This is a genomic window from Acinetobacter sp. 24-47-47 (genome assembly GCF_057737035.1).
Genome location: NZ_CM173216.1, coordinates 240713 through 257919 on the forward strand (window position 1 = coordinate 240713; position 17207 = coordinate 257919).

The window sequence follows — 17207 nt, forward strand, 5'->3', positions numbered from 1 at the left end:
AACATCCTATTCTAATTACTTGTTATTCAAATGCTTAAGGTGCTGTGAAGTCATTATCATGAAAAAAACTCTACTTGCAGTCAGTTTAATTGCGCTTAGCCCGATGAGCTTTGCATTGAACCTCGTTGAAGCCTATGAGCGAGCAAAGCAAACCGATCCAAATTGGCAAGCCAACGTTTTGCAGTATGAGGCTGATCAGTTAAATATAGGTTTAGCAAAAGGTAATTTGCTGCCGACAGTAACTGTTTCAGGAAATGTGACGCGTAAAAACCAAGATGTAAATCGTTCAAGTACAGAATCGAATCCTTTTTTTAATAGTTCTGACCTGTTGGCATCGACATCGACCACTCGTCAAATTGCGATTACTGCACGACAACCCATTTTCAGAATGGATGCTTGGCAGGGATATAAACAGGTAAAAACCTCAGTTCAACTGAGTGAAGTCACTTTAAAACAGCAACAGCAACAACATATATTAAATGTCTCTGAAGCTTATTTTAATGTACTACGTCAACAGGCTTTAACGCTCACTAACGCTCAAGAAGAAAAAGCATTATTCGAGCAGCTCAATATGATGAATGCCAAACTCAAAGAAGGTTTAGTTGCTGAAAGCGATGTGAGCGAAGCGAATGCACAATATCAAAATGCGCGAGCAAATCGAATTGCGACAGGTGTTCAATTAATCTTGGCACAAGAGCAACTTGCTCAGTTGATTGGACCTTACCAAGAAAAGCTCGCTGTTTTAAGTGATGATTTCGAGTATCAAAAGCCTGTACCGAATATCATGAGTGAATGGACTAAATTAGCTCAAGAACAGAATCTTGAAATTCTACAAGCGCGTTTGCAACGTCAATATGCCAATGATCAGCGACGTGTAGAGCAAGCGGCGCTTTATCCTCAAGTCGAAGCAGTAGCCACTTATGGTTATAGTGAACAGTCACCACAAACAGCTATATCAAGTGATGGGAAATTTGATCAGGTGGGTGTAGAAATGAACTGGAATGCCTATACCGGTGGACGAACTAAAATTAATATTGATAAAGCGACAAAAAATGTTGAAAAGTCGGAACGCCAATTAGAAGCTGCGATACGTAAAGCAACCACAGATGCTAAAAAATCTTACCTACAAATTGATATGGATAGTGCTACATTGCAAGCGCGCAAAGCTGCCATGGATTCTTCCGCATTAGTCGCGAAAGCATCCCAAGCTCAGTATGATGAAGGGCTTAAAAGTATGGTTGATGTGTTGCTTGCACAAAGAAATGCTTTTGCAACGCGATTAGATTTTGTGAATGCTCAATATGATTATGTGTTGAATGTGTTGAGGTTGAAGGCTTCTGTGGGTCAATTGAATGAAAATGAGCTTCGTCAAATGAATGCATGGTTAGTTGAAAAATAGAATAAATTGATTGTTTTGTCATCAAATATTCACAATTGATATGCTTTAATATGGCAAAAATTTCAATCCATTCACGCTGTGTGGAGTAATAAGACTTTGAGCTCTAATAATCCTGTACTTAGCCACCATATTTCTTCTCAATTTAACGAAGATTTGCAAGATGTCCATACCAAATTTATGGCGATGGGTGGTTTGGTTGAGCAACAAGTTGCTAATGCCATTCATGCTCTTTTAGACACCAATGTGAATTTGGCTGTAGATGTCCAATTTCAGGATAATACGGTAAACCGCTACGAGCGTGAAATTGATGAAGGCTTGACTTTGATTTTAGTACGCCGTCATCCTGCTGCAAGTGATCTGCGTATGGTGATTGCAATGAGCAAGGCCAATACCGATTTAGAACGTATAGGTGATGAAGCAGCTAAAATTGCACGTATAGCCCAAAATCTATGTGAAGAAGGTGAGTCACCTCGTGGTTATATGGAAACACGTCATATCGGTAACCAAGTTCGAGTAATGATTCATGATGCATTGGATGCATTTGCACGCGTTGATGCAGAGCAAGCACTAAAAGTATTGTTGGCTGATGCAGATATCGATCGTGAATATCAATCTGCTACACGTACATTAATGACTTACATGATTGAGGATCCTCGTCATATTTCTCGTGTTCTGAATGTCATGTGGGTGCTGCGATCTCTAGAGCGTATTGGTGACCATGCGCGTAATATTTCTGAACAAGTGATTTATATGGCTAAAGGCTACGATGTTCGTCACACCAGTGTGGAAGAGATTGAGGAAAAAGTTCAAGGTAATCATTAAAATAGAATTCGTTTCAAACACAAAAAACCTCGAATATCGAGGTTTTTTTATGTGGACACTAAACTTGAGTTCTGTAAAACATATAGACAAAAAAATTCCTAGATTTTGGGGGAAATCTAGGAAGGAAAACTGATGAAACAGTACGCTGTTATTATTATTTGTTCACTCATAATCTTGCTATGAAATAATAATACTTAAATTATGTGTAAAGTTCAGCCATAAAAGTGTGATTTTGTGTAATTTAATATTAATAAAATGTAAAATAGTTCACATTTAAGCATCTTATTCAATCCTGCCTATTTTATTGGTTTATGTCAAATATTATGATGATCTAAAAGTATTTTAGAATCTTTCGAAATAAAAAAAGCCCTGATATTCAGGGCTTTTTTAAGTCATACTTATGCAGATTTTGCTTCTGCAGGTGCAGATAACATATGACCTGTTTCTTCGAAATTAGAATGCCAAGAGAGCGCTTCTGTAAGTAGGTGAGGAGTTTGTCCACCTTTAGCACATGCACGATCGAAATAGTCGTTTAATGCGTCTTTATACAATGGGTGAACACAGTTATCGATGATTGCACGTGCACGTTCACGCGGTGCAAGACCACGTAAATCAGCAAGACCTTGTTCAGTAACAAGAACGTCTACGTCATGACCTGTGTGATCTACGTGAGATGCCATCGGCACTACAGATGAAATGTCACCGCCTTTAGCGATTGATTTAGTCACGAAGATTGCGATATGCGCATTACGTGCGAAGTCACCTGAACCACCAATACCATTCATCATTTTTGAACCACATACGTGCGTAGAGTTCACATTGCCGTAGATGTCAAATTCAAGCGCAGTATTGATCCCGATAATCCCTAAACGGCGTACCAATTCTGGGTGGTTTGAAATTTCTTGAGGGCGTAATACAAGTTTGTCTTTGTATTGCTCAAGATTATTGAATACTTTTTCACCATAACGTGCAGAAAGTGTAATTGATGAGCCAGAAGCGAATTTCATTTTACCAGCATCAATTAATTCAAAAGTACAGTCTTGAAGTACTTCTGAGTACATGATGAGATCTTCAAAATTCGATTCTTTAAGACCCGTTAATACCGCATTCGCAATTGAACCAATACCTGCTTGTAATGGACCTAAATTTTTAGGAAGACGTTCTTCAGCCACTTCTTTTTCAAAGAATTCGATTAAGTGGTTTGCAATTGCTTGAGTCTCATCATCTGGTGCAGTGACTGTTGATGGAGAATCATGGAATTCGCTGTTAAATACGATGCCAACAATTTTAGCAGGATCGATATTAATTGCATGTGTACCAATACGCTCATCAACTTGAGTGAGTGGAATCGGCTGACGTGTCGGACGATAAGATGGGATATAAATATCGTGCAAGCCTTCGAATGCTGGGCTTAAATTTGTATTAATTTCAACAATTACTTTTTCTGCAAAAATTGCAAAGCTTGCTGAGTTACCTACTGAAGTTGTTGGAATGATGCCACCATCTTCAGTAATTGCTACAGCTTCGATGACTGCAATATCAGGCTTTTTCAATTGTTTATTACGCATTTGTTCAACAGTTTCTGACAAATGCTGATCAATAAACATTACTTCGCCTTTATTGATCGCTTTACGCAAAGTATTGTCGACTTGGAAAGGTAGACGACGAGCCAATACGCCAGCTTCAGTTAACTGTTTATCTAAGTCATTACCCAAAGACGCACCAGTGATTAAAGTGATCTTTAAAGGGTTTGTATGAGCGCGTTTTACCAATGCCAATGGAACTGCTTTAGCTTCACCAGCACGCGTGAAACCACTCATACCTACGGTCATGCCATCTTCAATAAACGTTGAAGCTTGTTCAGCTGAAATGACTTTTTCATGAAGTGACTCTAAACGAATGCGATCTAAAGACATGGTTTACTCTTCTCTTGATATTCTGGATCTGGCACCGATTGTACCGATCAAGCGAGCCATTTTGCATACTTGTTAGGCTAAGGTCTAATTTTTTCAAAAAATGCGGATATAAAGATATATTATTGTTTGTAAGATATTGTTTTTTATATTTAATTTTCATTATGGTGAATAATTAAACCAATTCAACCGTTCAACTATTCACCATTCATCAAAATCGTTCGGTGATGGTTTGCCTGATTTTATCTAAGGTGCTATTGGTTGAAATATCAGCAGCTTGAGGTGTTAAAAGGGGTAGTAGAATGATAGCTTCAAGACCTCCTTCAGGACGATTATGAATTTTTAATTCACCTTCATGAATATCGACAATTCGTTTCACAATGGCTAAACCAAGACCACTCCCTTGGATGGTACGTGCTTCATTGCCACGTACAAAAGGTTGCATAAGGTCTTCAATTTGATCTTCTGGGATTCCATCACCGTGATCAGCAACACAAATTTTTAGATGATCTCCCTCAACTTTCGCACTTAGCTCAATGGGTTCAGCACCATAACGCTTAGAATTATTAATTAAGTTACCAATTAAGCGTTTGAGGGAAAGCGAACGTGCAGTAATCAGTGGGAGTTCTTCTGGTTCAAAGCGAATATCCAGGGGTTTAAACTGAATAACTAATTCTTGCAAAAGGGTATTGATATTGGTTTCTTTTAGGTCTTCATCTGAACCATCACGCATGTAAGAAATAAACTGATTAAGAATGGCATCCATATCATCCACATCAAAGATTAAACCTTCTTTCAAGAAGTCATCATCTGACATCATTTCGGCACTCAGTCGAATTCGAGTGAGCGGGGTCCTTAAATCATGTGAAATCCCAGCCAACATAATTTGACGATCACGTTCAGTGAGCTCCAATGTATAAATCATATGATTAAAGGCTTGGTTGACTTGGCGGATTTCCAAAGGTCCGTGGTTCGTCTCAAGATAGGGGGCTTTTCCAGTTTTACTATAGCTATTTGCTGCATTTTGCAGTCGGCGTAGTGGGCGATTGAGCTGTCTCACTAAAGTTAAGATAATCATGGCTGAAATCAGCGGTACGCCAAGAAACCATGCCAAAATCAATTCGGGGCTATAATTCGCATAAGTTTTTAACGGCTCTTGAACCCAATTCCCGTTCATTTCTGGGGTTTGAATCCAAATACGTGGGCTGGGTTTAAATTGGAAATAGACAGTCACTTCAGGTACGTCGAGTTCTTTGGCCAAACGTTTTTCAACTTGGTTCGTAAAGAATTCAGCAATGACTTTATCGCGCTGGTTGGGGAACGCAGCAGGGTCTGTAACGTATTCAATTCCAACACGCTGTTTTAACCATGTGTCAACATCAAGTTCAGTGTCACCATGAAAAATTCGAAGGTCGGGGTTGTTGATAATTTCGAGTTCAACCGCAAGGTAGCGTGCATGCTGTTGAATCTCTGGTAAATAGAGGGTTTTCCAAAAAAACCAAAGTGACATAAACAGACTAAAGAACACCACAAAAACAACCAAAACTGTTGTTCGCATTGCAGCGGAGCGCGGCTTGATTTTGTCAAGAAAGCGTTCCCATTTCGTTCGTTTTCGCTCTGAATACGCAACAAACTCATTAAATTTTTGTGGGTCAATAGGATCAAGTTTCACGGTCTAACCTGAGAGTTTGGGCTTAAAAAGAATAAGTGCATGTAATTGTTTAATACATAAAATAAAGACCCCGACATCATTGATGGCGGAGTCCATTGTTTAAAAAATTATTCTGCACCATCTGGTACAAATACATATCCCACACCCCACACCGTTTGAATGTAGCGTGCGCGCGCCGGATTTTCCTCGATTAAACGACGTAAACGAGAGACTTGAACATCAATAGAACGTTCCATTGCTCCCCATTCACGACCACGCGCCAAATTCATTAATTTATCACGTGTCAACGGTTCACGAGGATGTTGCACCAATGCTTTGAGTACTGCGAATTCACCAGTAGTCAAGGTCACCACTTGACCCTCACGAGTCAATGTTCGAGTCGATAGATCGAGTGACCAAGGACCAAATGAAACCACTTCAACATTTTGGCTTGGTGCCCCAGGAACCTCACGCACTTGTCGACGTAGTACAGCTCGGATACGAGCTAACAATTCATTTGGGTTGAATGGTTTTGGTAGATAGTCATCAGCACCTGCTTCAAGCCCTGCAATACGATCAGAGTCGCTACCACGTGCAGTGAGCATAATAATAGGCGTGTCGATGTTAGACTGCCTTAAACGACGACAAATGCTTAAACCATCTTCTACAGGAAGCATAAAATCTAAAACGATGAGCGAGAAAAGTTCACGTTGTAATAACCGATCCATTTGCGTGGCATCATGTGCGGTTTTAACCACAAAACCTTTATCTTCTAAAAACCGTTGTAAAAGGGTACGAAGACGCACATCATCGTCGACGACCAGAATGCGTTCAACTCTGTCAGTGTCATTGTGTACTACATCAGTATTTTCAGCAGGTACAACTAAACTCATGATGCACTCCCTTAAAAGTTGTATTTATAAATATTCATTTGTCTCAGTATAATGCCTAAGTTCTTGTTAAGACTATGTATCAAATTGCTCAAAATTACAATTTTAAGTGTGTTCTGAAACCAAATCACAACATGTATTGACCTGTTTTTAGGCAAATAATTTAAAATAAAATCGCTATTCAATATGAAGCTAATTTGAAGTGCTATTGAAAGCAAGAAATTTACATCAAAATCAGAAAAATAAAGTGATTTTAAAGAGTTAAATGTTTTAATTCATTGTCAAAGTGATGACACAATGACGCATTACACTCAAATAATTGATCAGAGACTTCACCTGAAGATTTTTCTCTGGGAGATAAAACTAGAAAAATTGAGACTTTTATTTAAAATTTCATTGCAAATATTCAAAACAATTGTGGATTTTATAGTCTCGGTCTTTATAATCACTAACTTTTAGTCCTTATCCTTGTGGAATTTAACACGATGACTGACTTAGTTCAGCAGTTGGCAAGTGAACTTGCCGTACGTCCAAACCAAGTAGAAGCTGCCATTAAGCTGATTGATGAAGGTTCTAGTGTTCCATTTATTGCACGTTACCGTAAAGAAGTAACTCAAGGCTTAGACGATACGCAGTTACGTCAACTGGATACCCGATTAACTTACCTTCGTGATTTATTTGAACGCCGTGAAAAGGTCATTGAATCACTGAAAGAACAAAATAAACTCACGGATGATTTGTTAGCTCGCGTCAATGCCGTTGAAACAAAAAATGCATTAGAAGAAATTTACGCACCGTATCGTCCAAAACGTACGAGTAAATCATTTAAAGCAAAAGAGGCTGGTTTAGGCCCAATCGCTGAAAAAATCTATAATGAAAATGTTGAACCTGCAGAAGCTTTAGAAGGATTTAATCATGAAGATTATTCTGATTTAGAGAGTCAATTAGACGCTGTTCAGCATATTCTCATTGATGACTGGGCACAAAATATTGCACTCACGACAGAGCTTAAAGCGATGTTTGCAAAAACAGCAGTGTTAAAAAGCTTAGTTGCTAGTGAAGAGAAAAAAGAAGTTGGTAAAAAATTCCGTGACTACTTCGATTTTTCTGAAAACTTAAACAAAGTTCCATCACATCGCTTATTGGCAATGTTACGTGGACGTCAAGAGAATGTACTAGGTCTAAAAGTTGATGGTGAAAATGATGCTCCTTTGGCGCGCATTGAAACTGAATACAATCTTGATCAAGTTCAACCTCAAGCCCGTCAAGATTTTCTGAAGCAAACTGCAAAATTATTCTGGCTCGGCAAAGTCCGGCCTACAATTGAGCATTCACTTCTGACAGAAAAGCGTTTGGCTGCTGAAGCAGAAGCAATGCAAGTATTTGCAGAAAATTTACGTCATTTACTTTTATCTGCACCAGCAGGTTCACGTACTACTTTAGGTGTGGATCCTGGTATCCGTACAGGTGTGAAATTGGCTGTCGTGAATGCATCTGGAGATGTACTGGCACACAGCACGATTTATCCATTCGCACCTAAAGAAGATAAAGAAGGCTCAATCAATGAATTGGCACGTTTATGTCGTGAATTCAATGTTGAGCTAATTGCTATTGGTAACGGTACCGCGAGTCGTGAAACAGAAGCTGTTGTTGTGGAAATGATGGCTGCTCATGCTGATCTTAAATTAACGCGCGTGTCTGTATCTGAAGCAGGTGCTTCAGTATATTCAGCATCTGAATTGGCTTCACAAGAATTACCAGATTTAGACGTATCGATTCGTGGTGCAGTATCTATTGCGCGTCGTTTACAAGATCCATTGGCTGAACTTGTGAAGATTGATCCTAAATCAATTGGTGTAGGTCAATATCAACACGATGTGAATCAAACAGGCTTGGCAAAAACGCTTGAAGCTGTAGTGGAAGACTGTGTGAACTCAGTTGGTGTAGATGTGAATACAGCATCTTCAGCGATTTTGGGTTACATCGCAGGATTAAACAAATCTATAGCACAGCAAATTGTAGACTACCGTAAAGAGAATGGTCGTTTTGATAATCGTCAAGATTTGAAAAAAGTACCACGCTTAGGTGAGCGTACTTTTGAGCAAGCTGCAGGTTTCTTACGTATTCAAGACGGTTCAGAGCCATTGGATGCTTCAGCAGTTCATCCTGAGTCTTATGGTTTAGTCAACAAGATTGTTGAAGCGAAAGCGACCACTGTAAAAGATATTATTGGCAATACTGAAATCATTCGTCAGGTTAAACCTGAAGAGTTTGTTGATGACAAATTTGGTTTACCAACGATCCAAGATGTTTTGGCGGAGCTTGAAAAACCAGGTCGTGATCCACGTCCAGAGTTCCGTACAGCGAAGTTCCGTGATGACATTACTGAGGTTTCACAACTGACTGAAGGCTTAGAGCTTGAAGGTGTAGTGACCAATGTAACGAACTTTGGTGCATTTGTTGATGTTGGTGTTCATCAAGATGGTTTAGTTCATATTTCAGAACTAGCGAATGAATTTATTTCTGATCCACATAAGTTTGTGAAACCAGGGCAAATTGTTCAAGTGCGTGTGTTACAAGTTGATGTGGAACGTAATCGTGTTAATTTATCGATGCGCCCTGCAGGATCTGAAGCACCTGCGAAGGCACCGCGCCAGCCACGTCGTGAAACTCATGGCCAGCAAGAGCAACGTGGTGAGCGTAAACCACACGCGAAGCGTCCTCAGCAAGCACGTCCACAGGGTGATCGCCCACAACATGCGAAAAAACCTCAGCAGCAGAAACCACAAGAACAGAAGATTGGTGGTTTAGGTGCATTATTATTACAAGCAGGGGTTAAAGGTTCGAAGTAATCTTTAATCAGGTAAAAAACCTCCCATATGGGAGGTTTTTTTATGCTTATGTTTTTAAATAAATGAAGAACATCAAGGTGATTTATTTTAAATGTAAACTTTAAGATGGTATAAAACAACAAGAAAAACTTAATAATCAATTCACTTCAAAATTATTTTTAACTTTATAAGTCATATAATTAAGAGAAATTAAACATGAGTATATCTCAAAATAACGAGCTGAAACCTCGATTTTATAATCGTGATTTGCTCTCAGGTCTGGTTGTTTTCCTTGTTGCACTTCCGCTTTGTTTGGGCATAGCTCATGCATCAGGTGCACCACTCATTTCAGGCATTATTGCTGGCGTGATTGGTGGAATCGTTGTTGGTTTTTTTAGTGGCTCACATATCAGTGTATCTGGTCCCGCTGCAGGCTTAGTGGCGATTGTATTGACCCAAATTGAATTACTACAAGGTAATTATCAAGCCTTTTTGTTCACATTGTTTTTAGCTGGAATTTTACAAATATTATTTGGTATTTTTAGGTTAGGTGTTTTCTCAAATTTCGTACCCACCAATGTGATTTTGGGATTGCTTGCCGCGATTGGTCTGTTACTGATTATCAGTCAATTACCTAAATTGATTGGTTTGGATGTCAAAGGCTTTGTTTTGATTGATCAATGGTCAATTCAATCTGTACTGAGTCATATTGATATTGGCTCAGGATTAATTGGTCTAAGTTGTATTGCGTTAATCCTACTGTGGGATAGTAGTAAATTAAAAAAACTGCCGCTGCCTTCAGCCTTGATTGCGGTGATATTTGCTGGACTTCTTAACTTTATCATGTTGAAAATCGGCTCTCCATATGCAGTAAACCCTCAACAATTGATTAATCTTCCGAATATCTTTTCTGGTTCAGAAACGATTTTCCAGTTTCCAGATTTTTCGTATTGGAATAATAGTTTAATTTATACGGGTGCAATTACATTAGCGGTGGTAGCTTCTCTTGAAACACTATTGAATTTAGAAGCTGCCGATAAGATGGATCCACAAAAGCGCTCATCACCACCGAATCGTGAATTATTTGCACAGGGTGTTGGAAACTCTATGTCAGGATTGATCGGTGGTATGCCGATTACCTCAGTCATTGTTCGTAGTTCAGTGAATGCAACCAGTGGAGCTAAAACCAAATTTTCTGCAATCTTTCATGGTTTTTTACTGATTGTTGCAGTGGTGGCGCTCACCCCATTAATCAATGCGATACCGCTATCTTCATTAGCAGCAATCTTAATCTTGACTGGATTTAAATTGGCAACACCAAGCCTATTTAAACGGATTTATGCGCAAGGTTGGAAACAATTTTTACCTTTTATTGTCACGGTAGTTGCAATCATTGCAACTGATTTACTGAAAGGCATCATGATTGGTCTAGTGATCAGTTTATTGATTATCTTACAGAGTCATTTACACCGTGGTGTACGTGTGATCCATGAAAAACACTTGCATGGTTCACTTACCCGTATTGAATTAGCACCGAATTTAAGTTTTTTAAATCGTGCCGCACTCGTCACCGCTTTAGAAAAAGTTAAACCGCATGAAAATGTGCTAATCGATGCATCCAATACCTATTATATTGATCCAGATATCTATCAAATTATTAAGGACTTTCAAAGTGAAGTGGCGGTAAAGCAGGGGATAAAAGTTAATTTACAAGGTTTTAAAGCACATTATCCTGAAATAAAAGAGGACGAGCTCGATCTTGATGTGAGTACGCAAGAACTCCAAAAACAGCTCAGTCCTGATCAAGTTTTACAGATGCTAAAAGACGGGAACTTGCGTTTTATTAATCATCAGCGTTTACACCATAATATTGCTCGCCAAATTCAAGTTACGTCAAATGCAGGGCAACATCCTATTGCTGCAGTGTTGGGTTGTATGGATTCTAGAGCACCGACAGAGCGCATTTTTGATGTAGGAATCGGTGATTTATTCAGTTTGCGTATTGCTGGAAATATTGCTGGTCAAAAAGTCGTGGGCTCTTTAGAGTTTGCATGTAAAACCAAAGGTTCAAAACTGATCGTGGTATTGGGGCATACGGACTGTGGTGCGGTAGGATCTGCTTGTCATTTATTTGAGCAAAAAGTGGATTTGAGTCAACTAAAAGATACACCGAACGTTCAGCATTTTTTGAAGCCGATTATGCAGGCGGCGGAAACAGTCAAAAATGATATGAGTAATTATCAACTTACAACCAATTTTATTGATGCCGTAACTGTGTTAAATGTGCGAAATAATATTAATTATATTATTAAAAATAGTGACACGTTAAGAGACATGATTGAGCGTAAAGAGATTGGGATTGTTGGCGCAATCTATGATGTGAAATCTGGTCAAGTCAACTTTTTATCTTAAATGATCTCATTTCATCAGTAAGTGATATTAAAAACCTCCCAAATGGGAGGTTTTTAATTTATCCATTAATCATGGGGACAATCCAGCTGGTTAAGATCAATAAAATCCCGAGATGACCTAATTTTCGTGAAATTTTTACGAATTTTGGAACGGATTGTTCGATCTTTTGTGCATAGTCTTGTAGGTTGGCAGCTTTAGTTTGGCGGCTATGCCACAAGAATACGGCAAGATCGATACAGATGAGAATAGTTCCTACATCTGCGACTACGTCTAAAACTTTAAATTCTTGAGTATAAAAACCGAGAGTAACTTGATAAATGAGGAATATCGCAAATGCGATGGCTGCACATTGCAGCACTAAAGCTAAACCACGCATAAGTACAAAGCATAAAATCAATAAGATGTAAGGTTTATAACATAACTCTGCCACCTAACGAATGATCTCAAAATTTTTTTACGCCTAGATTTGAACCCAATCATGATTAGCACTAAATAAGATTCGGTAAGATCAAGCTGAATGCAATAGTGCCTAAACCTATTTTTGACAAATGATATGCATAAGACTTTGGTGCTTTGGCATGATTCATCTGCTGTTGATCCAATTCAGTTTTATTTTGAGCATCGGCTGGTTTTATGTTGAATCCCAGCTCAAGCAAAATTAAAAATAAACCTAGCTGTAATAAGGTGTCGAATGAGTAATGTTGCTGAATAATCATGCTCATGATTTGAGTAAAAATCAAAACAGCAACTGCTAGAAAAAATAATCTAAAAAAATAAATTTGAGCCATGACAAACTCCTATTTTATGTTTTGATCATGGCATTTAATTCTTAAAGAATAATTAAAATCACACAGTGAAAATGTAACAAGATCATCTCACAAAGTACTTAAATTAACTTGTTCGATCACCAATATTCGCCAGGAAATAGTCGGGCATATGCACGCTGTACAATGTTTAATTTTTCTTGGCGACCGACAGAAGCAGTAGAGCTTGGAAATAAATTAAATCCAATCGACATCAATTTATTATTAATATCAGGTGCAATTGCATAAGTAATTGATGCAAGTTTTCCAAGACCAGTCGTTACCTTTTTTGGACGGTTCACAATAGCACCAGCGATTAAATCTGCAGCTTGAATCGGTGAAAGTGCTGGCACGTATTTATATATTTTAGTTGGAGCGATCATCGGCGTTCTGACCAAAGGCATGTAGACCGAGGTGATAGCGATATTATGCGCATGGACTTCAGCTGATAGGCAACGGCTAAATGCATCCAATGCAGCTTTTGAAGCGACATATGCAGAGAAGCGTGTAGCATTGGCTAATACACCAATTGAACTGATATTAATAATATGTCCACGTTCACGGTCTATCATATGTGGAAGGATATTTAAAATGAGGCGAACAGCACCAAAATAGTTGAGTTGCATCGTGCGTTCAAAATCGTGAAAACGGTCGATGGACTCATGGACTGCACGGCGAATCGAACGACCTGCATTATTAATTAAAATATCAATATGTGTGACGCTATTCAAGATTTGTTGCGTTACAGCATCGATTGAACTCATATCATTCAAATCACAAGGAAAAATGTCAGCTTTTCCCCCTTTTTGCTCAATCTCATATTTTACTTGTTGTAAAGTTTCCTCAGTTCGTGCCACCAATAATACATGCGCACCTGCCGCAGCCAATTGATGTGCAACAGTTAAACCGATACCACTGGACGCGCCTGTAATCAGAATATTTTTTCCATGGACACGTTTTTTAAAACGCTGTTCTAATTTTTTATTCACTTCATTCTCCCTGTAAATGCAATGAATTGTGGAACACGTATTTTTAAACGTGTCATACAAATCAGCATAGTGGAAAAATGAAAATCAACCATGGCATAAGTTTATGAATTTATTGTAAAAATTAGAGTAAATGCTCTAATTTTTTATTGTGGTAATACGAATAAAATAATTGAAAAAGACGATATGGTAAATGAGGATAAAGCCCCAGTCATGAGGCTTTATTTCTAATGTATTACCAAGATTAAACTTGAGCGAGCGCTTGTTCTAGGTCGGCGATTAAATCGTCAGCATGTTCGATTCCAATAGATAAGCGAACCATATCCGTAGAAACGCCAGCAGCTTTTAACTCTTCTTCATTCAGTTGGCGATGCGTTGTAGTTGCTGGGTGACATGCTAAGCTTTTTGCATCACCGATATTCACCAATCGTGTGAATAATTGTAGGGCATCAATAAAGCGAGTTCCGCCTGCTAAGCCATCCTGTACTCCAAATGAAAGAATTGCTGAAGGTTTGCCCTTAACGTATTTCTGAGCTAAAGCATGTTGCGGGTGATCAGGTAGTCCTGCGTAATTTACCCATTTTACTTTTGGATGAGCTTGTAAATATTGAGCAACTTTTAAAGCATTTTCAGTATGACGTTCCATACGTAAACTTAATGTTTCTAAACCTTGCAGGATTAAGAAAACATTTTGTGGGCTAATCGCTGCACCTGTGTTGCGTAATGGCACGACACGAGCACGTGCAATATAAGCTGCTTCACCAAGTGCTTCGACATAGTTCACGCCGTGATAGCTTGGATCGGGCGTATTTAATGCTTTAAAACGATCTGGATATTTACCCCAAGGGAATTTACCGCTGTCAACAATGATACCGCCGATTGAATTACCATGTCCGCCGATGTACTTGGTTAGAGAGTGAACAACAATATCTGCACCAAATTCAAAAGATTTTTGAAGCACTGGTGTAGCAACTGTATTGTCCACAATCACAGGAATGCCAAGTTCATGTGCAATCTTGGAAATCGCTTCTAAATCAATAATATTGCCGAGTGGATTACCAATAGACTCAACGAAGACTAATTTAGTTTTTTCATCAACAAGTGCTCGCAAACTTTCTGGATTTTGATAATCGAAGAAGCGCACTTCGATCCCTTGTTTTGGTAGCGTATGTGCAAATAAATTATATGTACCACCATAAAGTGTAGATACAGAAGCGATATTGTCCCCAGCTTCAGCAATGGTTTGAATGGCATAGGTAATGGCTGCCATACCTGATGCAAGTGCTAATGCGCCGATCCCACCTTCGAGTGCTGCAATACGTTGTTCAAGCACAGCAGTCGTTGGGTTCATAATCCGTGTATAAATATTCCCAGAGACCTTTAAATCGAATAGGTCTGCGCCATGTTGCGTATTATCAAATGAGTAAGACGTCGTTTGATAAATGGGTACCGCAACTGCTTTAGTCGTTGGTTCAGGTGAGTATCCAGCATGGATGGCGAGGGTTTCGTCCTTATATGTCATTTTGAGATCTTCTTGTGGTTTAAAAATTGTTCAATGAGAATATAGCACCCTAATCATATTATAAAATTTATAAAATATTGAAAAAGTTATCTAAAATTCTCATATGTTGCTCATTTAAAAGCCATATTCTTGTGCACTTTGAATGGTAAGTTTGATGAAAAAATAAACTTGTAACATTCCTTGCAAGTTCGGGCGTATGGCTTATGTTTTTATCGTATTCATCGTATAATGCTCCCTAATTATTTGTCCGCGATTTGTATTTACAGCGGATTTTGTTTTTTTTATAGAGGAGTCCTACGTGGCCCAATATATTTACACGATGAACCGTGTCTCTAAGATGGTTCCGCCTAAGCGCGAAATCCTTAAAGACATCTCTTTATCATTTTTCCCAGGCGCTAAAATTGGTGTTCTTGGTTTAAACGGTGCAGGTAAATCTACCTTGCTTCGTATTATGGCTGGCGTAGATAAAGATTTCTCTGGTGAAGCTCGTGCACAACCAGGTATCAAGATCGGCTACCTTGAGCAAGAGCCGCCATTAGATGAAACAAAAGACGTGCGTGGCAACGTTGAAGATGGCGTTCGTGAAGCACTTGATGCATTAGCTCGTCTTGATGAAGTTTTCGCTGAATATGCAGCTGAAGATGCCGACTTTGATGCACTTGCAAAAGAGCAAGAAAAGCTTGAAGCAATTATTCAAACTTGGGATGCGCATAACTTAAATAACCAGCTTGAACAAGCAGCGGCAGCGTTAAACTTGCCAGCTTGGGATGCTGATGTTACTAAATTGTCAGGTGGTGAGCGCCGTCGTGTGGCACTTTGCCGTTTGCTCTTGTCTAAACCAGACATGTTGCTTCTTGACGAACCGACGAACCATTTGGATGCATCATCTGTTTCATGGTTGGAACGTTTCTTAAAAGACTTCCCTGGTACAATCGTTGCGATTACGCATGACCGTTATTTCTTGGATAACGTTGCTGAGTGGATTCTTGAGCTTGACCGTGGTATGGGTATCCCTTATCAAGGTAATTATTCTTCTTGGTTAGAGCAGAAAAATGCCCGCTTAGAGCAAGAACAGAAGCAAGAAGAATCTTTTGCTAAAGCATTGAAAAAAGAACTTGAATGGGTTCGTTCTAATGCAAAAGGTCAGCAAAAGAAAAATAAAGCACGTATGGAACGCTTTGAAGAGCTTAACTCTCGTGAATTCCAACAACGTAACGAAACGTCTGAAATCTACATTCCACCTGGTCCACGTCTAGGGAACAAGGTTGTGGAAGTTGAAGGTATCAGCAAATCGTTTGGTGATCGTACACTTTACAAAGATTTATCTTTTGTTGTTCCACCTTGTGCGATCGTGGGTATCGTGGGTGAGAACGGTGCGGGTAAAACCACACTATTCCGTATGATGACAGGTGAATTACAACCTGATACAGGTACGGTAACGCTAGGTGAGTCAGTTAAAGTGGCTTACGTGGGTCAGATTCGTGACACCTTAGATAACAATAAAACGGTTTGGGAAGAAGTTTCTGGCGGTTTAGATATCTTACGTATTGGTGAATATGAAATCGCATCACGTGCATATATTGGTCGTTTTAACTTTAAAGGCCAAGATCAGCAGAAGCGTGTAGGTCAATTGTCAGGTGGTGAGCGTAACCGTTTACAACTTGCGAAAATTCTACAAATGGGCGCAAACGTTATCCTTCTCGATGAACCATCGAACGACTTGGATATCGAAACTTTACGTGCGCTTGAGGATGCAATTTTAGTATTCCCAGGTACTGTAATGGTCATCTCGCATGACCGTTGGTTCCTAGACCGTATTGCAACGCACATCTTGTCATTCGAAGGTGAAACACCAGAATTCTTCACAGGAAACTATGCTGAGTTCGAAGAATACCGTCGTAAACGCGATGGCGATGATCTAGTGGCTAAGCGCCAAAAATATCGCAAAATTGGTGGTTAATTCCATCTAATAAAAAAA

At 39.1% G+C, this 17207-nt stretch carries 12 protein-coding genes; 5 read left to right on the forward strand and 7 right to left on the reverse strand.

The features are described from left to right. The first annotated feature begins 58 nt into the window (after positions 1–58). Both abuO and phoU read left to right on the forward strand, forming a co-directional pair. Positions 59–1399: a multidrug efflux outer membrane protein AbuO gene (gene abuO / locus AC1M9E_RS01105; protein WP_092767312.1), complete on the forward strand. Its 1341-nt coding sequence runs from the start codon at positions 59–61 to the stop codon at positions 1397–1399. A 96-nt stretch (positions 1400–1495) separates the two neighbouring features. Continuing rightward, positions 1496–2221, forward strand: coding sequence for a phosphate signaling complex protein PhoU (gene phoU / locus AC1M9E_RS01110; RefSeq protein WP_035263928.1), 726 nt, complete (start codon positions 1496–1498; stop codon positions 2219–2221). Positions 2222–2619: 398 nt separating this feature from the next. On the opposite strand, the gene scpC is transcribed toward phoU, so the two are convergent. The 3 genes from scpC to ompR form a co-directional block, all read right to left on the reverse strand. After that, complete coding sequence (gene scpC / locus AC1M9E_RS01115) at positions 2620–4137, reverse strand: succinyl-CoA:acetate CoA-transferase ScpC (protein WP_092767310.1); 1518 nt, start codon at positions 4135–4137, stop codon at positions 2620–2622. A 208-nt stretch (positions 4138–4345) separates the two neighbouring features. After that, positions 4346–5806, reverse strand: coding sequence for an ATP-binding protein (locus AC1M9E_RS01120; RefSeq protein WP_481593240.1), 1461 nt, complete (start codon positions 5804–5806; stop codon positions 4346–4348). 107 nt (positions 5807–5913) lie between these two features. After that, a complete protein-coding gene (ompR, locus tag AC1M9E_RS01125) occupies positions 5914–6678 on the reverse strand; it encodes an osmolarity response regulator transcription factor OmpR (protein WP_035263934.1) in 765 nt (254 codons plus the stop codon). Between the two features lie 482 nt (positions 6679–7160). Here ompR and AC1M9E_RS01130 point away from each other — a divergent pair, with 482 nt between their 5' ends. Continuing rightward, positions 7161–9527 (forward strand): Tex family protein, encoded by a 2367-nt coding sequence (locus tag AC1M9E_RS01130; protein ID WP_481607869.1) that lies wholly within the window; start codon positions 7161–7163, stop codon positions 9525–9527. Positions 9528–9722: 195 nt separating this feature from the next. After that, on the forward strand, positions 9723–11918 hold the full coding sequence (locus AC1M9E_RS01135) for a bifunctional SulP family inorganic anion transporter/carbonic anhydrase (protein WP_481607868.1): 2196 nt from the start codon (positions 9723–9725) through the stop codon (positions 11916–11918). A 58-nt stretch (positions 11919–11976) separates the two neighbouring features. Here the strand turns inward: AC1M9E_RS01135 and AC1M9E_RS01140 are convergent, their stop codons facing one another. The 4 genes from AC1M9E_RS01140 to AC1M9E_RS01155 all read right to left on the reverse strand — a co-directional run bounded on the left by AC1M9E_RS01140 (position 11977) and on the right by AC1M9E_RS01155 (position 15229). After that, a complete protein-coding gene (locus AC1M9E_RS01140; RefSeq protein ID WP_092767300.1) occupies positions 11977–12294 on the reverse strand; it encodes a hypothetical protein in 318 nt (105 codons plus the stop codon). A gap of 112 nt (positions 12295–12406) precedes the next feature. Next, on the reverse strand, positions 12407–12706 hold the full coding sequence (locus AC1M9E_RS01145) for a hypothetical protein (RefSeq protein ID WP_035263939.1): 300 nt from the start codon (positions 12704–12706) through the stop codon (positions 12407–12409). Between the two features lie 116 nt (positions 12707–12822). Beyond that, the gene (locus AC1M9E_RS01150) at positions 12823–13710 is read right to left on the reverse strand and encodes an SDR family NAD(P)-dependent oxidoreductase (protein WP_488224950.1); all 888 of its coding nucleotides are present in this window, start codon (positions 13708–13710) and stop codon (positions 12823–12825) included. Between the two features lie 241 nt (positions 13711–13951). After that, positions 13952–15229 (reverse strand): O-acetylhomoserine aminocarboxypropyltransferase/cysteine synthase family protein, encoded by a 1278-nt coding sequence (locus tag AC1M9E_RS01155; RefSeq protein WP_488224951.1) that lies wholly within the window; start codon positions 15227–15229, stop codon positions 13952–13954. 298 nt (positions 15230–15527) lie between these two features. On the opposite strand from AC1M9E_RS01155, the gene ettA reads away from it, so the two are divergent. Further along, positions 15528–17189 carry an energy-dependent translational throttle protein EttA gene (gene ettA, locus AC1M9E_RS01160; RefSeq protein WP_035263944.1) on the forward strand — a complete coding sequence of 554 codons (1662 nt, stop codon included), beginning with the start codon at positions 15528–15530 and terminating at the stop codon, positions 17187–17189. Positions 17190–17207 lie beyond the last annotated feature (18 nt).

Excerpts from the sequence above, each read along its gene's own strand:
- scpC (WP_092767310.1), bottom strand. The coding sequence starts at position 4,137 with ATGTCTTTAGATCGCATTCGTTTAGAGTCACTTCATGAAAAAGTCATT.
- AC1M9E_RS01130 (WP_481607869.1), top strand. The coding sequence starts at position 7,161 with ATGACTGACTTAGTTCAGCAGTTGGCAAGTGAACTTGCCGTACGTCCA.
- abuO (WP_092767312.1), top strand. The coding sequence starts at position 59 with ATGAAAAAAACTCTACTTGCAGTCAGTTTAATTGCGCTTAGCCCGATG.
- ompR (WP_035263934.1), bottom strand. The coding sequence starts at position 6,678 with ATGAGTTTAGTTGTACCTGCTGAAAATACTGATGTAGTACACAATGAC.
- AC1M9E_RS01155 (WP_488224951.1), bottom strand. The coding sequence starts at position 15,229 with ATGACATATAAGGACGAAACCCTCGCCATCCATGCTGGATACTCACCT.
- AC1M9E_RS01145 (WP_035263939.1), bottom strand. The coding sequence starts at position 12,706 with ATGGCTCAAATTTATTTTTTTAGATTATTTTTTCTAGCAGTTGCTGTT.
- AC1M9E_RS01135 (WP_481607868.1), top strand. The coding sequence starts at position 9,723 with ATGAGTATATCTCAAAATAACGAGCTGAAACCTCGATTTTATAATCGT.
- AC1M9E_RS01140 (WP_092767300.1), bottom strand. The coding sequence starts at position 12,294 with ATGCGTGGTTTAGCTTTAGTGCTGCAATGTGCAGCCATCGCATTTGCG.